Below are 17,500 nucleotides of genomic sequence, written 5' to 3' on the forward strand. Positions count from 1 at the left end.
CCCATCACCTCGCAGCCGAAATGGCGGCCGCAGGCCGATTGAGCCCGTACGCCGCGATGAGCCACGCCAGGGTCGACTCGGCCCCCTGGTTCCGGTTGACCCCGTGCTCGCTCAGGCCGTCATGGCAACCCCCCGTCTCGGGGTCCAGCAGCGGCAGCCCCAGCGCGTTGCGGCCTGTGAACCAGCGGGCCACGTCCACGGCCAGGTTGTGCCACGACCGGTCGCCGGTGAGGTAGGCCGCCTCCTGGCACGCCAGGACCATCGAGGCCGCCTCCACCGGCTGCTGGTCGAAGTCGGCCCGCAGGCCGCCCTTCACGTACCAGCCCTGGTTGCCGATCGGCCAGAAGACGCCGCCGCGGAAGGTGACCTCGGCCAGGAACTCCAGGGCCGCCAGGCCGACCTGCCCGTAACCCGGGGCGTCCAGGGTCCGCGCCGCCCGCAGGAGGGCGAAGGGGAGGAGGGCGTTGTCGTAGGTGAGCCGCTCCTCAAACCAGGCCCAGTCCCGGGTGCGGTTCTGCTTCCACGCCCGGGAGAGGCGCTCGGCGCTGCGGACCAGCAGCGTGCGCACCTCTTCGTCGTCGGGCCCGCCGTCCGGGCGCACCCCCGCGCGCCGGTGCAACAGCCACTCCGACGTGGCCACCGCCAGGCCCGCCCACCCCCGCAGGGACTGGAACGATTCGCAGGCCCCCAGCCCCCGGGCGAACACGTGGGCAGCCGTCCAGGCGGCGGGCCGGCCCGCCAGGTGCATGGCCGCCGCCGCCAGCCCCCAGAGGCAGCGCGCGTGGCAGTCTTCCGACCGCTCTTCTTCCAGCGGGCGGCGGTCGTAGCCGAACGCGTTGTGGAACCAGCCGTCAGGCTGCTGGGCGTAGGCCAGGAAGGCCAGGTAGGTGTCGTGCATGCCCGCCGCGGTCGCATCCCCCGCCCTGGCCGCCCAGACCGAGACCAGCAGGGCCCGGGCGTTGTCGTCGGCGGTATACCCGGTGGCCAGGCTGGGGATGTGGCCCACCGCGTGCTGGATGACGCCGGTGGTGTCGGTCAGCCGCTGCAGGTGCGTGAGCCGGGGCGCCGGCAGGGGATCGCTCTGGGTGGCCGCGCCCGCGGGCGCCGTGCGAACGGAGGCCGCACCGACTGGTTGCATCTGGGCCGCGGCCGTGCCGGTCGGCGGCACCTGGACCGCCAGCGAACCGGCCTGCGCCTTCTGCGCCACACCCGCACCCGTCTGTGGTGTATGGCTTGCAGTCGCGGGGCCGGACTGCACTCGTGCCCCCCGGGAGGTGAGCCGCGTCACCAGGTCGACGTAGGACTGCCCCACCTCGGGCCAGGTGAAACCCTTCGCCCGGGCGCGGGCGGCCGCGGACAGGCTGCTCCGCAGCCCCTGGTCTGTAGCCAGCTCGCGCAGCGCTTGCCCCATCGCTGCGGCGTCGCCGAAGGGCACCAGCACACCGACGCCGCTGCCCAGGAGTTCGGTGGCGTACACGTACGGCGTCGAGATGATGGCCTTCCCCATGGCCAGCGCGTAGGTGAGCGTGCCGCTGCTGATCTGCTGGGCGCCGGGATACGGGGTGAGATAGATGTCGGCCGCCTGCAGGTACCCCAGCAGTTCGGCCTCGTCGAGGTAGCGGTTGACGAAGCGCACGTGGTCGGCGAGCCCCAGTTCCGCCACCCGCGCCTCCAGCCCGTGCCGGTAGCGCTCGCCCTGCCAGCGCAGCACCTCCGGGTGGGTGGCGCCCACCACCAGGTAGAGGAGATCGGGGCAGCTCTCCACCGCCAGCGCCATCGCTTCCAGCGCCGTTTCGATGCCCTTGCCCGGGCCGAGGAGCCCGAAGGTCATGGCCACGGTCCGGCCCGAGAGCCCGAGGCGCGCCTTCCACTCGTCGGCCGACCCCCTGGGCGGGACGGGCACGCCGTGGGGGATGTACACGATGCGCTCAGGGTCCACGCCGTGGACCTGCTGGATGATCTCCGCACCCCTGTGGGCCATCACCACCGCCACGTCGATGCGATCCAGCAGCTCCGCCATGGACCGGTGATATTCCGGCTCAGGCTGGGCGAGCACGGTATGTAAGGTGGCGATGACGGGGATCTTGAGCCCGTCCAGCAGGTGGTTCACCATGTTGCCGGCGGTGCCGCCGTAGATGCCGAACTCGTGCTGCAGCAGCACCGCGTCGTAGCCGTTCTCGTTCAGGAACCGGGCCGCCCGGCGGTAGTCAATCTCCACGCTGTCGCGAATCAGGAGAACGGTCTCCGGCCGCTGCTCCTGATCCGTGTCGTCCTTGACCACCGCCGCCACGTTCACCTCTTGCGCCCCCGCGGCGAGCAGTCCGCCCCGCAGGTGCTCGGAGAAGGTCGCCAGCCCGCACTTCCGGGGCGGATAGGTACTCACGATCGCCAGCCGCAAGCCCAAGGCCCATCACCTCCAACCGGCCAGGAGCACGTTCTCGACGCTGCCCCCGCCGATGCCCGTGGCAAATCCGATCACCGAGTGATGTACGGTTGTGCCCGCGCCCACGCGCGCACCGTCCCACAGCACAGATTCGCTGACGCGCGCCCCCTTGCTGATGACGCAGCGGGCGCCCACCACGGCCCTGGGTCCCACAAGGGCACCCTCTTCGATAATCGCGCCCGGACCGATGTAGACGGGCGGGATCAGCCGGGCCAGGGGGGAGACCTGGGCGTCGTCGGCCTGCCAGAGGGCGGGGCCGCGGGTCGGCGCTGTGACCGCGATCGGACATCTGCCCTCCAGGATGTCGCGGTGCAGCTGCAGATAGCGTTCCCTGGTGCCGATGTCCTTCCAGTACCCCGTGCAGGCGTGGCCGAATACCCGCACGCCCTCCCGCAGCAGGGACGGGAAGGTCTCGCGCTCGACGGAGACGGCGCGCCCCTCGGGAATCCATGACAAAACGCCCGGGTTGAAGACGTACACTCCGGCGTTGACCAGCCGGCTCTCCGTCTCACCCGGGCGTGGCTTTTCCACGAATCGTGTTACTCGATTGCTCATATCCAGTTCAACAGCGCCATAGGCGGACGGATCGGCCACCTCAACCAACCCGATGGTCACCTGGGCGTCCTGGCTGCGGTGGAAGTCCAGCAGCCCCTGGAAGTCGAACGTCTGTACAATATCAGCGTTTAGGATCAGGAGCGTATCGTCTGGGTCGGGTCCGGCGGCGAAGCGAATGGCCCCGCCCGTGCCCAGCGGTTCCGGTTCGATCGCGAAGCGAAGCCTCACGCCGGGCGGCGGCTCACGGAAGTAGTTCGTGACGACCTCCTTGCCGTGACGGAGGCTGAGCGTGATGTCGGTGATCCCGAACGTGACAAGTTGCTCGATCAACCGACTGAGCCAGGGCTTGCCGAGTACGGGCACCATGGGTTTCGGCAGCTCAACCGTCAGGGGATGGAGCCTTGTGCCCAGCCCACCAGCGAGCAGGATTGCGCGAACGGCCATGACTTTCCCTCCTCGGACAATATAAAGTTGTTAGCACTCGCGCATGGTGAGTGCTAGCACTGAGATATTCTAGCACGGCATGCAGCAGGTGGCAAGCAGCGTTTCCTTCCTGCTAATGGTATTCGCTCTCGTAGCCGAAGATGCGCTCGCAGGCGCGGCGCACCGCGTCCACCCGCTCTGCCGGGCAGAAGACGTACATCCGCCAGAGCCCCTCGTACTGCCGGGCCATGGCGGCCACCTCGCCGGAGCGGTCCAGTTCCAGGAGCGGGCCGATGCCGTGGCGGGAGCGGACGGGCACCCGCACCTCCTTGAAGTAGCTCCTCCTCGGGCAGTACACGATCACCTGACCGGGCTTCAGCCGGGCCTTCCGGGCGATCTGCTCCTCCAGTTCCTCCCGGGCCTCGGACTGGCCTCCGTAACGGGCGATGAACTCGTCCGTCCGGTCGCCCAGGGTGTCGCCCGACAGCACGTAGGCCCGCTTGTACAGGCGTCTGTCGATGACGCCCTCCACCAGCTGCTGGATGATCCCGGGTCCGGGCAGCCGCGCCAGCAGGTCGAGGAAGGTCTGGTCGCCCAGGCCGTACAGCGCCTCCTCCCTTAGGCCGGTGTGGCGCACGTGCAGCTCCACCGCCTTGGAGATCATCGCCCCGGCGGCAATCTTCGTGTGGTGGAGGTAGAGCCGTTCGGTGAGCACGTAGCGCATGCGGAGGAGGTGGATGATCTCGGTGCGGGCGTCAGGCCGGTCGAGGCCGTGCTTCACCATGTTGATGAGCAGCCGGCCGTCCTCCTTCACGAAGTAGGAGAGCACCCGGTCGTCGTAGTTCATCCGCAGGCCTGCGAAGAAGGAATCCCGCCGCAGGTAGTCCAGCAGGTCGGCGTCGATGGTGGACGAGACCACCTGGCCCATCCAGGGCGCCGGCGGGCGGCCGCTCAGGATCGCCTTTACCCCGTCCAGGTAGCCCGCGGCGGCCAGCACCCGGCCCAGCTCGCTCTGGATGCCCAGGAAGTACTCGAGCCGGGGGCCGGCGTCGTGGCGGGGGAAAATCTGCCGTTCGTCCTCGAAGGTGTGGCCGTAGGGGATGTGGGTCACGTCGTGCACCAGCATGGCCAGGCGCACCAGCTGCGCCTCCTCGGGGTCGATGGCGCAGCCCTGGAGGCGCAGGGATTCGAGCATCCGGTGGGCCATGTGCAGCGCGCCGAGGCTGTGGTCGAAGCGGGTGTGGACGCACCCCGGGAAGACCAGGTGCGCCGTACCCAGCTGCTTGATGGTGCGGAGCCGCTGCATCTCGCGGGTGTCGAGCACTCGGGCCTCGGTGTCGGTGAGGAAGATGTCCCCGTGGACGGGGTCGCGCACTTGCATGGTGATCACCCGAACGGAAGTTTCTGCCCGCGTGGACGGGAACCCTGCCGCCGCGCGGGGAAGCGTCACCACCAGGGGTAGTGTGCACCGCGTGGCGTCGCCCGGCACAGAAAAGGAAAGGGGGGAACCAGATGTGCTCTGGTTCCCCTGCGGTCTCGTCTCCGTCATGGGTTGGTACCGGCGCCGCCCTCCGCGCTGCTTCCGGCGTCATCGCCGCCGGAGCTGCCAGGGTTGCCGTCCAGGTAACCGCCGATGTTACTCCAGTAGTTGCTCCGCGACCCGTTGCCGGTGTTGCCTCCGGTGCTGCTGCCGGAAGGGGACCCGGCGTTGCTGCCGGGGCCGCTGCTGCTTCCACCAGGGGTGGGCCCTGCGTTGTTCCCCGTGTTGCCGCCGGGACTGGTCCCCGTGTGGGTGCGCGGGTTCGTGCCGGAGTTGGTACCCCGATTGCTGCCCTGGTTGGTTCCGGAGTTGCCGCCGGGGGTCGTCCCGGTGTTGCCGCCCGGGCTGCTGCCCGGGTTGTTTCCGGCGTTGCCGCCGGCGTTCGTGCCCGGACGGGTGCCCTGGTTGCTGCCGGGGTTCATCCCCTGGTCACTGCCGGAACCCTGTCCGGACCCGCTGCCCTTCACCGGCGTGCAGTACTCGGTGGGCACCTCCCGCCACCAGTCGGCCGGCCAGTAGCGCCAGATGTTGTTCGGGTTGGTGGGGTGCTTCACCCACGTGGTGGGCCGCTTGATCAGCGTGAGTCGCTCCGGCGTGCCCTCGCAGCCCTCCTGCCACAGGAGGTACCGCTTGATCTCCTTGCCGTCGCTGGTGGTGAGGAACGGCACCTGCACCACCTCGACCTGCTGGAACCACGTCTCGGGCTGGGGCTCGTGACCCACCAGGAACCAGTCGGTCTTGATCTGGTCCTGCGGGCACCAGATGGACGGCTGGTTGCCGGTCATCGCACAGTACTGCGCCTGGACCACGCCCCGCGGCCGCTCCCAGTCGGGCGGGGCTTCCTGGTAGTACTCGTCCATGATCGCCGTCCAGATCCGGGTGGGCGGCCCTGCGCCCGTCCAGTTCTTGACGCCGTACGGAAGCCGCTGGCGGCCCTCGTCGTTGTCGTAGCCCGTCCAGACGCCGACGACGATCTCAGACGTGAAGCCGATGAACCAGGCGTCGTGCCAGTCCTCGGTGGTGCCGGTCTTGCCGCCGGCCGGCCAGCCGTGCCAACCCTTGGTCTCGTACGCCGGGGTGCCGTTCTTGATGACGCCCTTCAGCACGTCGACCATCAGCCAGGCGGCAGCTCGGTCCACCACCTGCTCCACGGCGGGCTTGGCCTCCCAGATCACCTCGCCGTACTTGTTCTCGATGCGGGTGACCACCACGGGGTCGACCTTCTGGCCGAGGTTGCCGATCACCCCGAAGGCGGCGGTCATCTCGAGGGGGGTAACGCCCCGGGTCAGGCCGCCCAGCGTGAGGGACAGGTTCTCGTCGTTATAGGCCGGGTCTTCCTCGCGCGTGACGAGCGGCAGGCCCAGCTTGCGGCCGTACTCCACGCCCTTGGCGGGGGTGACGGCCTCGAGGGTGCGCACCGCCGCGGCGTTGCGCGACTGCTCGACCACCCAGCGCATGGTCTGCAGGCCCGCGTAGTTGTACTCGTAGTTCTCGGGCCAGACGTTGGTGCCGTCTTCGTTCAGGCGGGGCGGCGAGTCGTCGATGATGGTCGCCGGACCCCAGCCCAGGAGGTCGATGGCTGGCAAATAGGCCACGACCGGCTTGATCGTGGAGCCGGGGTCCCGCCGGGCCTGCGTCGCCCGGTTGAAGCCCAGCATGTGGTCGTGATGCATGCCGCCCACCAGGGCCAGTACCTCGCCGGTCCGGTGGTCCATGACCACCACCGCAGCCTCCGGGACCTCGGTGTCCTCCTTGCCGCTGAACTCCACCGTGGCGGCGGGCATGATCTCCCACAGCTTCTCCTCGGCGATGCGCTGCTTCTCCGGGTCGAGGGCCGTATAGATGCGGAGCCCCTTCTGGTAGAGGTCATCGGCCGTGAAGGTGGGCAGGTTGTACTTGGCCGCCTCGTCGGGGTCGGTCAGGATCGTGATGACGTGGTCCACGTACCAGTCGCCGGTGAACGTGACGGAGGTGGGGGTGACCTCGGCCCGCTTCAGCTGCGGGACCTCCTTTTTGAGCCGCTCGGCCTCAGCGGCGTCGAGGTAGCCCTGCTCCACCATCAGGTCCAGCACGATCGCCCGCCGCTCCAGGGCGCCCTCCAGGTTGGTGAAAGGGTTGTACTCCGAGGGACCCTTCAGGATGCCGGCCAGCAGCGCCCCCTCGGAGAGGGTGAGCTCGCTGGCGTGCTTGGAGAAGTACATCTGGGCGGCGGCTTCGATGCCGTAGGCCTGGCCGCCCCAGGCGACGGTGTTCAGGTACTGCTCCAGGATCTCATCCTTGGTGTAGCGCCGCTCCAGCTGGATGGCGATCAGCATCTCCTGGACCTTGCGCTTCATGGTCTGGTCGAGGGTGAGGAAGGCGTTGCGGGCCAGCTGCATGGTGATGGTGGAGCCGCCCTCCAGCTGGGACCCCGGCACCCCCAGGACGTACTTGATGTCCGACCAGACGGCGCCCGCCAGCCGGATGGGGTCGATGCCGAAGTGCTCCCGGAACCGCCGGTCCTCCACGGCGATCACGGCGTTGCGCACGTCCTCCGGGATGTCCTCCAGGTCCACCAGCACCCGGTTCTCCTTGGCCGCCAGCTCATAGACCTTGTTGCCGTAGCGGTCGTAGATGATCGAGGTGAGCGAGGGGTCAAATGCCTCGAAGGTGGGCAGGTCCTGGTACGCCTGGTATACGTACGCACCCGCCAGGCCGGCGCCACCGATCATCAAGCCCAGGAAGACGAAGAAGGCCAGGGCGAGCCAGCGGCGTACGCCTTTGCGCTTCTTCTTTGGGGCCTTACGTTCCGGTGGTGAACCGTCAGGCCGTCGGGTATTGGGCAACGTAAACACCTCCAACAAAATGAGAGGAATTCGCCCTTCGCGGCGAGACTCCTTTAGCGGCCCCGGAATTGCACGGGTGGAAGGGTTGTGTTAGAATGTGGTGCAAATCGGCGATGACGGAGAGAAGTAGGTGCCGACGCCGCCGCCAGAGAGGGGCTGGTCGGTGCGAAGTCCCGGGGCCCGGCGCTGAAGTACACTCCGGAGCTGCCCGCCGAGTCCGTCGGCCAGGGGCGCCTGTGCGGCGCTCATCTGGTTAGATGGATAGACCGGGACGGTGGTTCCCCGTTAACGGAACGCAAGAGTGGGCTCCCTCCCCGGGGGTCAACCAGGGTGGTACCGCGGCGTGCCGATGCACGTCGTCCCTGGGCCAAGACGACCGGGGCAGGGCGCTTTGCTTTCCGCCCTGCTCCCAAGGGAAGGACGGTTGGCGATGGGGTTCATGAGCGTGGACGAGCAACTCAAGATCCTGATGCGCGGGGTCGTTGACATCGTGACTGAGGAGGAGCTGCGGCAGAAGCTGGAGCGGTCCGTGAAGACGGGCAGGCCGCTCCGGGTGAAGCTGGGCATCGACCCCACGGGCAAGGACCTCACCCTCGGCCACACGGTGCCGCTGCGCAAGCTGCGGGACTTCGTGGAGTGCGGCCACCAGGGCGTGCTGATCATCGGCGACTACACGGCGATGATCGGCGACCCCACGGGGCGCAACGAGGCGCGGCCCCAGCTCACGCACGAGCAGACCACGCGCAACGCGCAGCGCTACCTGGAGCAGGCCGCGCGGGTGCTGGACGTCAGCAAGCTGGAGATCCGGCGCAACAGCGAGTGGCTGGCGCCCATGACCTTCGCCGACGTCACGAAGCTGGCGGCCCAGTCCACCGTTGCCCGTATGTTAGAACGGGAAGATTTCAAGAAACGTTACGAGGAAGGTCGTCCCATCTACATTCACGAGTTCTTCTATCCGCTGATGCAGGGCACCGACTCGGTGGCCGTGCAGGCCGACGTGGAGCTGGGCGGCACGGACCAGAAGTTCAACCTGCTGACCGGGCGTGACCTGCAGCGGAACGCGGGCCAGGAGCCCCAGGTCTGCCTGATGACGCCCATCGTCGAGGGGCTCGACGGCACGGAGAAGATGTCGAAGTCCCTGGGCAACTACATCGGCCTCGACCACTCGCCGGACGAGATGTTCGGCCGGACGATGTCGATCCCGGACAAGCTGATCATCACGTACTTCACATACTTCACCGACGTGCCGCAGGAGGAGATCGAGCGGATCAAGGCGGCGATGGCGGCCGGCGAGAACCCGATGACGTTCAAGAAGCAACTGGGCCGGGCGATCATCACCACCTACGGCGGCACCGAGGAGGAGGCGCGCCGGGCGGAGGAGCGCTGGGTGGCCCAGTTCTCCCGGGGCGAGGTGCCCGACGACATCCCCGACGTGGTCGTGAAGGCGGCCGAGATGCCCATCCAGGCGGCGCGGCTGCTGGCCACCACGGGCCTGGCCCCGTCGGTGAGCGAGGCGCGGCGGCTGATCGAGCAGGGCGGCTTCACGGTGGACGGCGAGCGGGTCACCGATCCCCGCGCCGCGCTGACGCTGCGGGCCGGCCAGGTGCTGAAGGTGGGCAAGCGGAAGTTCGGCCGGGTGGTGGTGGAGTAGGGCATGCAGGCGGCGGTGACGCCGCCTGTTTGCGCGCAGGATACGTGAGGCCGGGGCAGGGTTGCCCCGGCCTATTCGTCTGCCTGGAGGACCATGAGGTACCCGTCGGGGGTCCAGCTGGGGACCGCCGGCGAGCGGATGCTGGCCTCCCGGCCCGTCGCCAGTTCCAGGAGGGTCGCCGTCCGCTCCCTTCCCATGCCGTCCACCCGCAGCAGGAACCGCCCGTCGGGGGATTCCCGGCTGTAGCCCTCGTAGCCGGCCAGGACGTTGCCCTCCGCGTCCAGGCGCAGCGTGGTCGGGCTGAACCTCTGCCGGGCGGGGCCCCTCGTTGCGCCTCCCCGCCCAGGCATGTTCGTCCCGCCGCCCGGCATAGGCTCGGTATGTGGGGAGACAGGCGCGCCTGCCGGCGGAGCCGCCGGGGGTGCCCGGCAGGCGGTCCGGGAAAGGGGGAGGGGCGATGTCCCGCTTCGACCGCATGCGGCCTGGCCGCACGCTGCGCAGGGGTCCGGTGCGCTTCCGGGTGCGGCCGGGGAGGGGACTGCGCCGCCTGTGGGCCCGGTTCCGCATCCGCCGGGTCTGGCTGCGCAACGTCATCCTGGCGGCTGCCGTGCTCTACCTGCTGGTCCGCCTCGGCGACCTGCTGCTCCTGCAGCCGCTGCGGGCGGTGGCCGAGGTGGAGGCCCGGCGGCTGGGGGCCGCTGCCGTGAACCGGGTGGTGGCGGGCCAGGTGAGCCGGTCCCTGGCGGGCGCGCAGGTGGTGGAGTACGAGAAGGACGCCGACGGCCGGATCGCCGCTTACCACATCAACACGCCGCTGGTGAACCGCGTGGCCAGCGAGGCGGCGACCGCCGTGCAGGAGGAGCTGAACCGCCTGGCCGAGAAGCCCGTGCGGCTGCCGCTGGGCGCCCTCACCGGGTCGGCGCTCCTCTCCAACCTGGGCCCCCGGCTCGCGGTGCAGCTCGTGCCGGTGGGGTCGGTCTCCATCACGGTGCGGCAGGAGTTCCGGGGCGAGGGCATCAACCAGACGCGGCACCGGGTGTGGCTCGAGGCCACAGCCACGATGCGGATCATCCTGCCGCTCACGACGCAGGAGATCCTCCTGGTGCAGGAACTGCCGCTCTCGGACACCGTCATCGTCGGTCCCGTGCCCGACTCGCTCTACGGCGGGGGGATCGGCGGGGTCACGCTGCCGGGGAGGTAGATCCTTGGCGGCGTCGGGGTGGTGGCGTAGCGTTCGCGATGCGGCGAATCTCGGCGGGGGTTTCGGAAGGTACACCGGCTGCGGCGGGGCCCAGTGTGGCGGGGGCCGGACGGCCAGGGACCGCCGGCCCGCGTCGCCGGGTCCCGGCCTTGCGTGGACGCGGCGCCCCGGACGGGCAGGTAGAAATCCGGTTGGCCGGTTCTCTCCGGCGGCTGTGCGTTGAAAGGACGGCCTGTCCCCGGATATACTCACTTCCGGGAATCGCCAGTCTATTTCAGTTCGCCGAAAGGGGGCCGTCGAGATGCGGAAGGCGTTCTCTCGGTCGCACGGAACCTTGACGCGCGTCTCGCGGCCTGTTGCCGATCGGTTCGGTTAGCGCGGCCTTGACCGAACAGCGGCCACAGGTCAGCGAGCAGGCTGCCTGTGGCCTTCATCATGTTCGTCCCCCTGCCGGCGGCGGCAGGGGGTGGGGGGCCACGGGCTGAAGGCGCCCGTGGCCCCCTGCTGTCTCAACGACTGGCGCTCATTCCCTGCTGCGCCTGTCCGGCGGCTGCCCGCCGGACGGAGCCCGCTACGATCGAGGTGTCCGTCATGAACTTGCATCCCGATCATGTGCGCCTGGTAGTAGAGCAGCGCGTCAGCGGCTACGACAGGCACGCCGTGCTCCACCGGCCCGCTGCGGAGGCGGCCTGGCATGCCCGCTGCAGGGCGGTCCGCCGGCGGCGCTGGGTCTTCCTGCGACAGCTCGTTCTCGGCCTGTTGTCCCGCTTCGCCAACGGCCGAATTCGCAGGCGGTTTACGTAAACCCAGTCTGGAGGTTTACTTCTCCAGATGCTAGACTGAACTGGGATGGCGTAGACAGATAAGCGCATCCGACGAGAAAGGTGGCAACAGAAGGGGTATCGCACAGATGGAAGCTTACTTCACGCCTGCTGAACAGGAGAGGCTGGCCAGGTCCTCCGTGCTGGTCGTCGGCTGCGGCGGTCTGGGGTCGCCCGTCGCGTACGAGCTCACGGCTGCCGGGGTCGGCCGCATCGGCCTGTGCGACGCGGACCGGGTCGACCTGTCGAACCTGCAGCGCCAGATCCTGCACGACGCCGCCGACGTGGGGCGTCTCAAGGTGGAGAGCGGGCTCTCCAAGCTCTCCGCGTTGCGGCCTGAGATCCACGTGGACCTCCATCCGGTCAACCTCACCCGTGAGAACGCACTCGAGCTCTTCTCCCAGTACGACCTTATCCTCGATTGCTCGGACAACTTCGCCACCCGCTATCTGGTCAACGACGCCTGTGTGCTGGCCAGGCGTCCGCAGGTGCACGGCTCCATCTTCCGCTTCGACGGCCAGGTGACCACTTTCATCCCGGGGCAGGGACCCTGCTACCGGTGTATCTACCCCTCGCCGCCCCCGCCCGAGGCGGTGCCCTCGTGTGCGGAGGCGGGCGTGATCGGCGTGTTGCCCGGCTTCATTGGCAGCCTGATGGCCATGGAGGCACTGAAGGTGCTCACCGGCCGGGGTGCCACCCTCGTCGGCCGGCTGCTGGTGTACAACGGCCTCGACATGGACGTGGCGGAGGTGCAGGTGCGGCGCAACCCCGACTGTCCGGTCTGCGGCGATCACCCCACCATCCACGAGCTCATCGACTACGAGCAGTTCTGCAGGGGGGTGGGCCGATGACGCTGACCGAACAGGAAGTGCTGCGTTACAGCCGGCACATCATCCTGCCCGAGATCGGCGGGCGGGGGCAGGTGCGCATCAAGGAGTCGGTGGTGCTGGTGGCCGGGCTCGGGGCTGCCGGGTCGGCCGCGGCCCTGTACCTCGCCGCTGCCGGGGTGGGTCGCATGACCCTGTGGGACCCGGCGAACGTGACGCTCCCGGATTTCACGAGCTCCATCGCCCACATCCGGGCCCACATCGGCCGGAACCGGGCGGAGTCTGCCCGTACGAAGCTGCTGGGCATCAACCCCGACACGGCGGTGACGGTTTCCACCGATCCCGACGCCCTGGCGGCGCTGGTGCCGGCGCACCAGATCGTGGTGGCCACGGCCGGCGACTGGAAGGCGATACAGGAGGCCGCCCTGCGCTCGGGCACCGCGGTCGTCTTCGCCGGCGTGCACGAGGCGGAGGGTGCCGTCTTCAGCTACCAGCCCGGCGAGCCCTGTCTGGGCTGCATCGACCCTGCGGTCGCCGCCCAGGCCGGCCTGCAGCCCGAGGGGGCGGACGGAGCCGGCCGGGTGGTGTCGGCGGCGGGCGGCGTCATCGGCACGGCGGCGGCCACGGAGGCGCTGAAGCTGATCGTGGGCATCGGCTCGCCGCTCACCGGCCGGGTGATGTGCTACGATGGCTGGACGGCCAGGTTCCGCGAGGTCCGCGTGACCCGCCGCCCCGACTGTCCGGTCTGCGCCCGGGACTAGGACGGGGACTAGAACTGAAGGTTGATTCTTCCTGTGCGGCGTTTTGGTATTGTGCGGGTGTGACCGGGGCTCTGGCGTCTTGCGCAGAGCACCTGGCCTCAGTACGAAGCCAGGAGGAAGGACCATGGCGCACCCGCACGCTCATGTGGCGCAGGTTCGCAAGATGACCGCCGCAGACCTTCCCGCAGTCGACCACGTGTTCCGCCTGTCCCTGGGGACGTTCAACGGGCTGGAAGATCCCCTCAGCTTCAGCGGCGATGCCGCGGTGGTGCGCTGCCGACACCAGCTCTACCCCGAGTGGGCGCTGGTCGCCGAGGCGGAGGGTCGGGTGGTGGGTTCCAACTTCATCTCCCGCTGGGGCAGCCTGGGGCTGTTCGGCCCGCTGACGGTTCACCCGTCGCTGTGGAACAGGGGCATCGGCCGGGCGCTGCTGGACGAGACCATGGCCCGGTTTGCCGAAATGGGGGTTACCCAGCGGGGCATCTTCACCTTCGCCAGGGACACGAAGCACATCACGCTCTACGGACGCTACGGCTACTACCCGCAGTATCTGCACCTGGTGATGGGCCGCACTCTGCCTCCGGCCGGTGTTGGCGGACCCGTGGCCACGTACGGCGGCCTGGCAGCCGCCGAGCGGGCCGGGGTCCTGGCCGAGGCCCTCCGCCTGACCGACCTGCTCCTGCCTGGCCTCGACCTCACCCGGGAGATCGAGGTGGTGGATGCGCAGGGCTGGGGCGATACGGTTCTGCTGCTGGACGGCGACCGCCTCAGGGGCTTTGCCGTGTGCCATGCCGGCGCCGGCACCGAGGCGGGGAGCGACACGCTCTATGTGAAGTTCGGCGCGGCGCGGGACGACCGCAGCTTCGCGGCGTTGATCGATGCCTGCGAGGGCCTGGCGGCGGCGCGCGGGATGGGGCAGGTGTTGACCGGCGTCAACATGGCCCGGGAACCCGTCTACAGGGCGCTGCTGAATCGGGGCTATCGGGCCCTGATTCCCGGGCTTTGCATGCAGTCGCCCAACTGCCCCGGATACAACCGCCCGGACGCGTTCGTGATCGACGACTGGCGGTAGTGCAGACAGCGCGCACGGGGGGCGGCACATGCCGTCCTCCGTGTTGCATTTTTCAATTTGTAGTACTGGACACCCGGCTGAAGCATGGATACAATGGAGAACGTAATCCTGATATATCCGATAGGATAACGTGGAAATGAGGAGGATGCAGGATGGCGCGGATCTACGACAGCATTGCGGATACCATTGGCCGCACGCCGCTGGTACGGCTGCAGCGGGTGACGGAGGGCGCCGTCGCCACGGTGCTGGCCAAGGTGGAGTCCTTCAACCCGGCGTCGTCGGTGAAGGACCGCATCGGCTACGCGATGATCAAGGACGCGGAGGAGAAGGGCATTCTGAAGCCCGGCATGACGATCGTCGAGCCGACCAGCGGCAACACGGGGATCGCCCTGGCTTTCGTCGCGGCGGCGAAGGGGTACCGCTGCATTCTGACGATGCCGGACACGATGTCGCTGGAGCGCCGGAAGCTGCTGAAGGCCTTCGGCGCCGAGTTGGTCCTGACGCCGGGCTCTGAGGGCATGAAGGGTGCCATCGCCAGGGCGAAGGAGATCCTGGAGAACACGCCCGGGGCCTGGATGCCCCAGCAGTTCGAGAACCCGGCCAACCCGGAGATTCACCGGAAGACGACGGCCGAGGAGATCTGGCAGGACACCGACGGCCAGGTGGACATCTTCGTCGGCGGCGTCGGCACCGGCGGGACGATCACCGGTGTTGGCGAGGTCATCAAGTCCCGCAAGCCCGGCTTCAAGGTGGTGGCGGTCGAGCCCGCCGAGTCGCCGGTGATCTCCGGCGGCAAGCCCGGTCCGCACAAGATCCAGGGCATCGGTGCCGGGTTCATCCCCAAGAACCTGAACACCGAGATCCTGGATGAGGTGATCCCGGTGGCCAGCGAGGACGCGATCGCGACGGCCCGCCGCCTGGCCCGGGAGGAGGGCCTGCTCGTGGGCATCTCCTCCGGCGCAGCCGCCTTCGCCGCGCTGCAGGTGGCCCGCCGGCCCGAGAACGCCGGGAAGACGATCGTGGTCCTGCTGCCCGACACCGGCGAGCGCTACCTCTCCAGCGCCCTCTGGGCGGACCTGACGGTCTAGGAGTGCACACAAGGCGGTCGAGGCGCAAGGCCGCTTCCGCGGGGTGCAGCGGTGCGGGCGCCAAGCGGGGGCGGGCTGAGCGCGTGGGGGCGGGGCCCCACGTGTGGGGAGCGACCTGCGCAGTGGCAGGGCCCCGCCATGGAGTTGACGCAGACGCAGCGCTGTGGTAGCATTCGGCGTGTAACTTATGCTGATTGCTGAAGGGAGGGCGAAGCCGATGCTGACCATCCGCAACCGCAACGGCTTCGCCCATACCTTTGTCCTGAGCTTCAAGGGCAGCTGCTGAGCACCGTCCCGGGGGGTACTGTGCCTTTTTCGGGTCGGGCTCGGCCGGCTGCACCCTTCCCGCTGTGCGCGGCGAGGCGTCACCGGCGAGTCCGGTGACGCCTTTTTCGCGTGCACTTCACGGGAAGGAGCAACATCATGCGACGAAACCTGCAGCGTTATTATGCATACACTGTGCTTTCCAGTCTGACGTTCACCTGGACCACCTGGTTTGTCTTCGTGGCCTCCCGGGGCGGCAACCCGGGTTGGGCCGAGTCTGCCTTTCACCTGGCCATCCTGCTGGGTGAGGTGCCCACGGGCGTCGTGGCCGACCTGCTGGGCCGGCGGCGCTCAATGCTCATCGGCCTCGTGCTCAGCGCCGCGTCGTACCTCAGCTACGCGGCGATCTCCGACACGCTCACGGCCTGCCTTCTGCTGGGCCTGTCCGGCCTCAGTGTGACCTTCCTCTCCGGTGCGGACACGGCCCTGTTGTATGAGACGGCAGAGGCGCTGGGTGGCGAGGACTTCGCCCGCCGTGCGCTGGCGCGGGCGTCTGCCCTTCAAATGGCCACCCTGGCCGTGGCGCCGGTCATTGCCGGGTGGCTGGCCGAGCGGCACCCCGTGGCGCCGTTCCTCGCCCACGGTGCGGCGACCCTACTGGCCGCGGCCGTGGTCTGGACGATGCGGGAGCCCGCGCCTTACCGGCCTGCGGCCGCCGGTGCGGTGAGCGGAGCCGGAGCGTCTGTTGCCTCGTCCCCGACAGCGGTTGCCGAACCGGTCTCGCCGGCCACGATGGCGGAGGGACGGCGCAGCCCGTGGGCGCATGCCCGTGCGGCACTGGCCTACCTGCGCGATCAGCCCGAGCTTTTGGCCATGATCGCCTTTGCGTGGGTGTACGAAGCCGTGGCCTCCATGGTGAGCCAGTTCGCCCAGGTCTACCTGCCTGCGCTGGGGCTCAGCCTGTTCGGAGCCGGAGTTGTTTTCAGCGCAGGACGACTGCTCGGGGCCGCAGGCGGGTGGGTGGCCGAACGGCTGAGGGAGGACGGGGCCGGCCTGTGGCTGCGATGCGGGCCGCTGGGCCAGGCTGCCCTGATCATGCTCGCCGGCCTCGCGCGGAGCGCCGGCGGCGGTGCCGCCCTGGTGTTGAACGAGGGCGTGGACGGCCTGGTTTATCCGCTGCTTTCTGCCCGCATCAACCAGGCGATTCCGTCTGCGCAGCGGGCCACCGTTCTTTCGTTCCAGAGCCTGGGCTCCAGCCTGCTCATCGCCGCGGCTTTCCCCGCGGCGGCCGCCCTCCCGTCGGTGTTCGGCATCTACAGTATCGTCGGCGGTGCGTTTGCGGCTGCAGCCCTGGTGTGGGCCCTGCCCCGCAAGCGTACGGTGGTCCGGACAGCCAAGAGCCGGTAGGGCGGGTGCTGCATCTGGCCCGAGGTCACCCGGGTGCTCAGGGAAGATTTGCGCCTGGACATTTTGTGCCATCGCAAGTTGTCTCCAGTGGTGCTAGACTAAGGACGTAGCACCAATTGTGGAGGAGGTGGCACACATGGCTGTGTTCGTCTGCACCCAGTGCGGCCGGGAGCGCGAGGGCCGCTGCAAGCCGCAGAAGTGCGAGTGCGGTGCCAAGGGCTCGTTCGTGAAGAAGGAAGAGCAGAAGAAGTAACAATAGGTCATGGCAACAAAGGCCTGTCACAGTGTGACAGGCCTCTGTTCTTATAGTCTGGGACGGATATAACGTACTGTTTTCACCGGTGAGGGCAGGACCCGCAGAAATGGAGGTCCAATCTGCTAGCGGAGTCAGTTGAACTCTACGTAAACGGGGGCGCACGATGGCACAGATTCGCTTCAACAATGTGGTAAAGCGATTTGGGGATGTCACGATAATCCCTGGGTTTACTGCTACCGTCAATGACGGCGAGTTCCTGACCTTGTTGGGTCCGTCTGGTTGCGGGAAAACCACGATGCTTCGCATCGTGGCCAGGCTGCAGACAAAGGCGCCTCTTGTGGCCGCTCAGCGGCTCACAGGAGGCGC

15 protein-coding genes are annotated in these 17,500 nt (G+C 68.6%); 10 read left to right on the plus strand and 5 right to left on the minus strand.

Annotated elements, in window-relative coordinates:
* Window positions 1-4 precede the first annotated feature (4 nt).
* The 4 genes from AB2385_RS13040 to AB2385_RS13055 all read right to left on the minus strand — a co-directional run bounded on the left by AB2385_RS13040 (window position 5) and on the right by AB2385_RS13055 (window position 7,786).
* Window positions 5-2,404, minus strand: a complete 2,400-nt coding sequence (locus AB2385_RS13040) for a glycosyltransferase (RefSeq protein ID WP_367655446.1) — start codon at window positions 2,402-2,404, stop codon at window positions 5-7.
* A 6-nt stretch (window positions 2,405-2,410) separates the two neighbouring features.
* Window positions 2,411-3,442 (minus strand): sugar phosphate nucleotidyltransferase, encoded by a 1,032-nt coding sequence (locus AB2385_RS13045; protein ID WP_367655447.1) that lies wholly within the window; start codon window positions 3,440-3,442, stop codon window positions 2,411-2,413.
* A 112-nt stretch (window positions 3,443-3,554) separates the two neighbouring features.
* Window positions 3,555-4,802, minus strand: a complete 1,248-nt coding sequence (locus AB2385_RS13050) for an HD domain-containing protein (protein ID WP_367655448.1) — start codon at window positions 4,800-4,802, stop codon at window positions 3,555-3,557.
* A gap of 164 nt (window positions 4,803-4,966) precedes the next feature.
* On the minus strand, window positions 4,967-7,786 hold the full coding sequence (locus AB2385_RS13055; protein ID WP_367655449.1) for a PBP1A family penicillin-binding protein: 2,820 nt from the start codon (window positions 7,784-7,786) through the stop codon (window positions 4,967-4,969).
* A 424-nt stretch (window positions 7,787-8,210) separates the two neighbouring features.
* Between AB2385_RS13055 and tyrS the strand changes: the two genes are divergently transcribed.
* Complete coding sequence (gene tyrS, locus AB2385_RS13060; protein ID WP_367655450.1) at window positions 8,211-9,437, plus strand: tyrosine--tRNA ligase; 1,227 nt, start codon at window positions 8,211-8,213, stop codon at window positions 9,435-9,437.
* A 71-nt stretch (window positions 9,438-9,508) separates the two neighbouring features.
* On the opposite strand, the gene AB2385_RS13065 is transcribed toward tyrS, so the two are convergent.
* Window positions 9,509-9,787, minus strand: coding sequence for a hypothetical protein (locus AB2385_RS13065; RefSeq protein WP_367655451.1), 279 nt, complete (start codon window positions 9,785-9,787; stop codon window positions 9,509-9,511).
* Between the two features lie 107 nt (window positions 9,788-9,894).
* Here AB2385_RS13065 and yunB point away from each other — a divergent pair, with 107 nt between their 5' ends.
* The 9 genes from yunB to AB2385_RS13110 all read left to right on the plus strand — a co-directional run.
* Window positions 9,895-10,638, plus strand: a complete 744-nt coding sequence (gene yunB, locus AB2385_RS13070) for a sporulation protein YunB (RefSeq protein WP_367655453.1) — start codon at window positions 9,895-9,897, stop codon at window positions 10,636-10,638.
* A gap of 591 nt (window positions 10,639-11,229) precedes the next feature.
* On the plus strand, window positions 11,230-11,442 hold the full coding sequence (locus AB2385_RS13075) for a hypothetical protein (protein WP_367655455.1): 213 nt from the start codon (window positions 11,230-11,232) through the stop codon (window positions 11,440-11,442).
* 106 nt (window positions 11,443-11,548) lie between these two features.
* Entirely contained in the window at window positions 11,549-12,310 is a 762-nt protein-coding gene (locus AB2385_RS13080; RefSeq protein ID WP_367655456.1) for a ThiF family adenylyltransferase, read from the plus strand.
* Window positions 12,307-13,047, plus strand: coding sequence for a ThiF family adenylyltransferase (locus AB2385_RS13085; RefSeq protein WP_367655457.1), 741 nt, complete (start codon window positions 12,307-12,309; stop codon window positions 13,045-13,047). Before AB2385_RS13080 ends, AB2385_RS13085 begins: the two co-directional genes overlap by 4 nt.
* Before the next feature lie 124 nt (window positions 13,048-13,171).
* Complete coding sequence (locus tag AB2385_RS13090) at window positions 13,172-14,119, plus strand: GNAT family N-acetyltransferase (protein WP_367655458.1); 948 nt, start codon at window positions 13,172-13,174, stop codon at window positions 14,117-14,119.
* Window positions 14,120-14,271: 152 nt separating this feature from the next.
* Window positions 14,272-15,207, plus strand: coding sequence for a cysteine synthase A (cysK, locus tag AB2385_RS13095; protein ID WP_367655459.1), 936 nt, complete (start codon window positions 14,272-14,274; stop codon window positions 15,205-15,207).
* 423 nt (window positions 15,208-15,630) lie between these two features.
* Window positions 15,631-16,878 carry an MFS transporter gene (locus tag AB2385_RS13100; protein WP_367655460.1) on the plus strand — a complete coding sequence of 416 codons (1,248 nt, stop codon included), beginning with the start codon at window positions 15,631-15,633 and terminating at the stop codon, window positions 16,876-16,878.
* A 136-nt stretch (window positions 16,879-17,014) separates the two neighbouring features.
* Window positions 17,015-17,131 carry an RCKP-type rubredoxin-like domain-containing protein gene (locus AB2385_RS13105; protein WP_367655461.1) on the plus strand — a complete coding sequence of 39 codons (117 nt, stop codon included), beginning with the start codon at window positions 17,015-17,017 and terminating at the stop codon, window positions 17,129-17,131.
* A gap of 166 nt (window positions 17,132-17,297) precedes the next feature.
* A partial coding sequence (locus AB2385_RS13110) for an ATP-binding cassette domain-containing protein (protein ID WP_367655462.1) occupies window positions 17,298-17,500 on the plus strand: 203 nt, incomplete at its 3' end.

This window comes from Symbiobacterium sp. (genome assembly GCF_040797425.1).
Lineage (GTDB): Bacteria > Bacillota > Sulfobacillia > Symbiobacteriales > Symbiobacteriaceae > Symbiobacterium.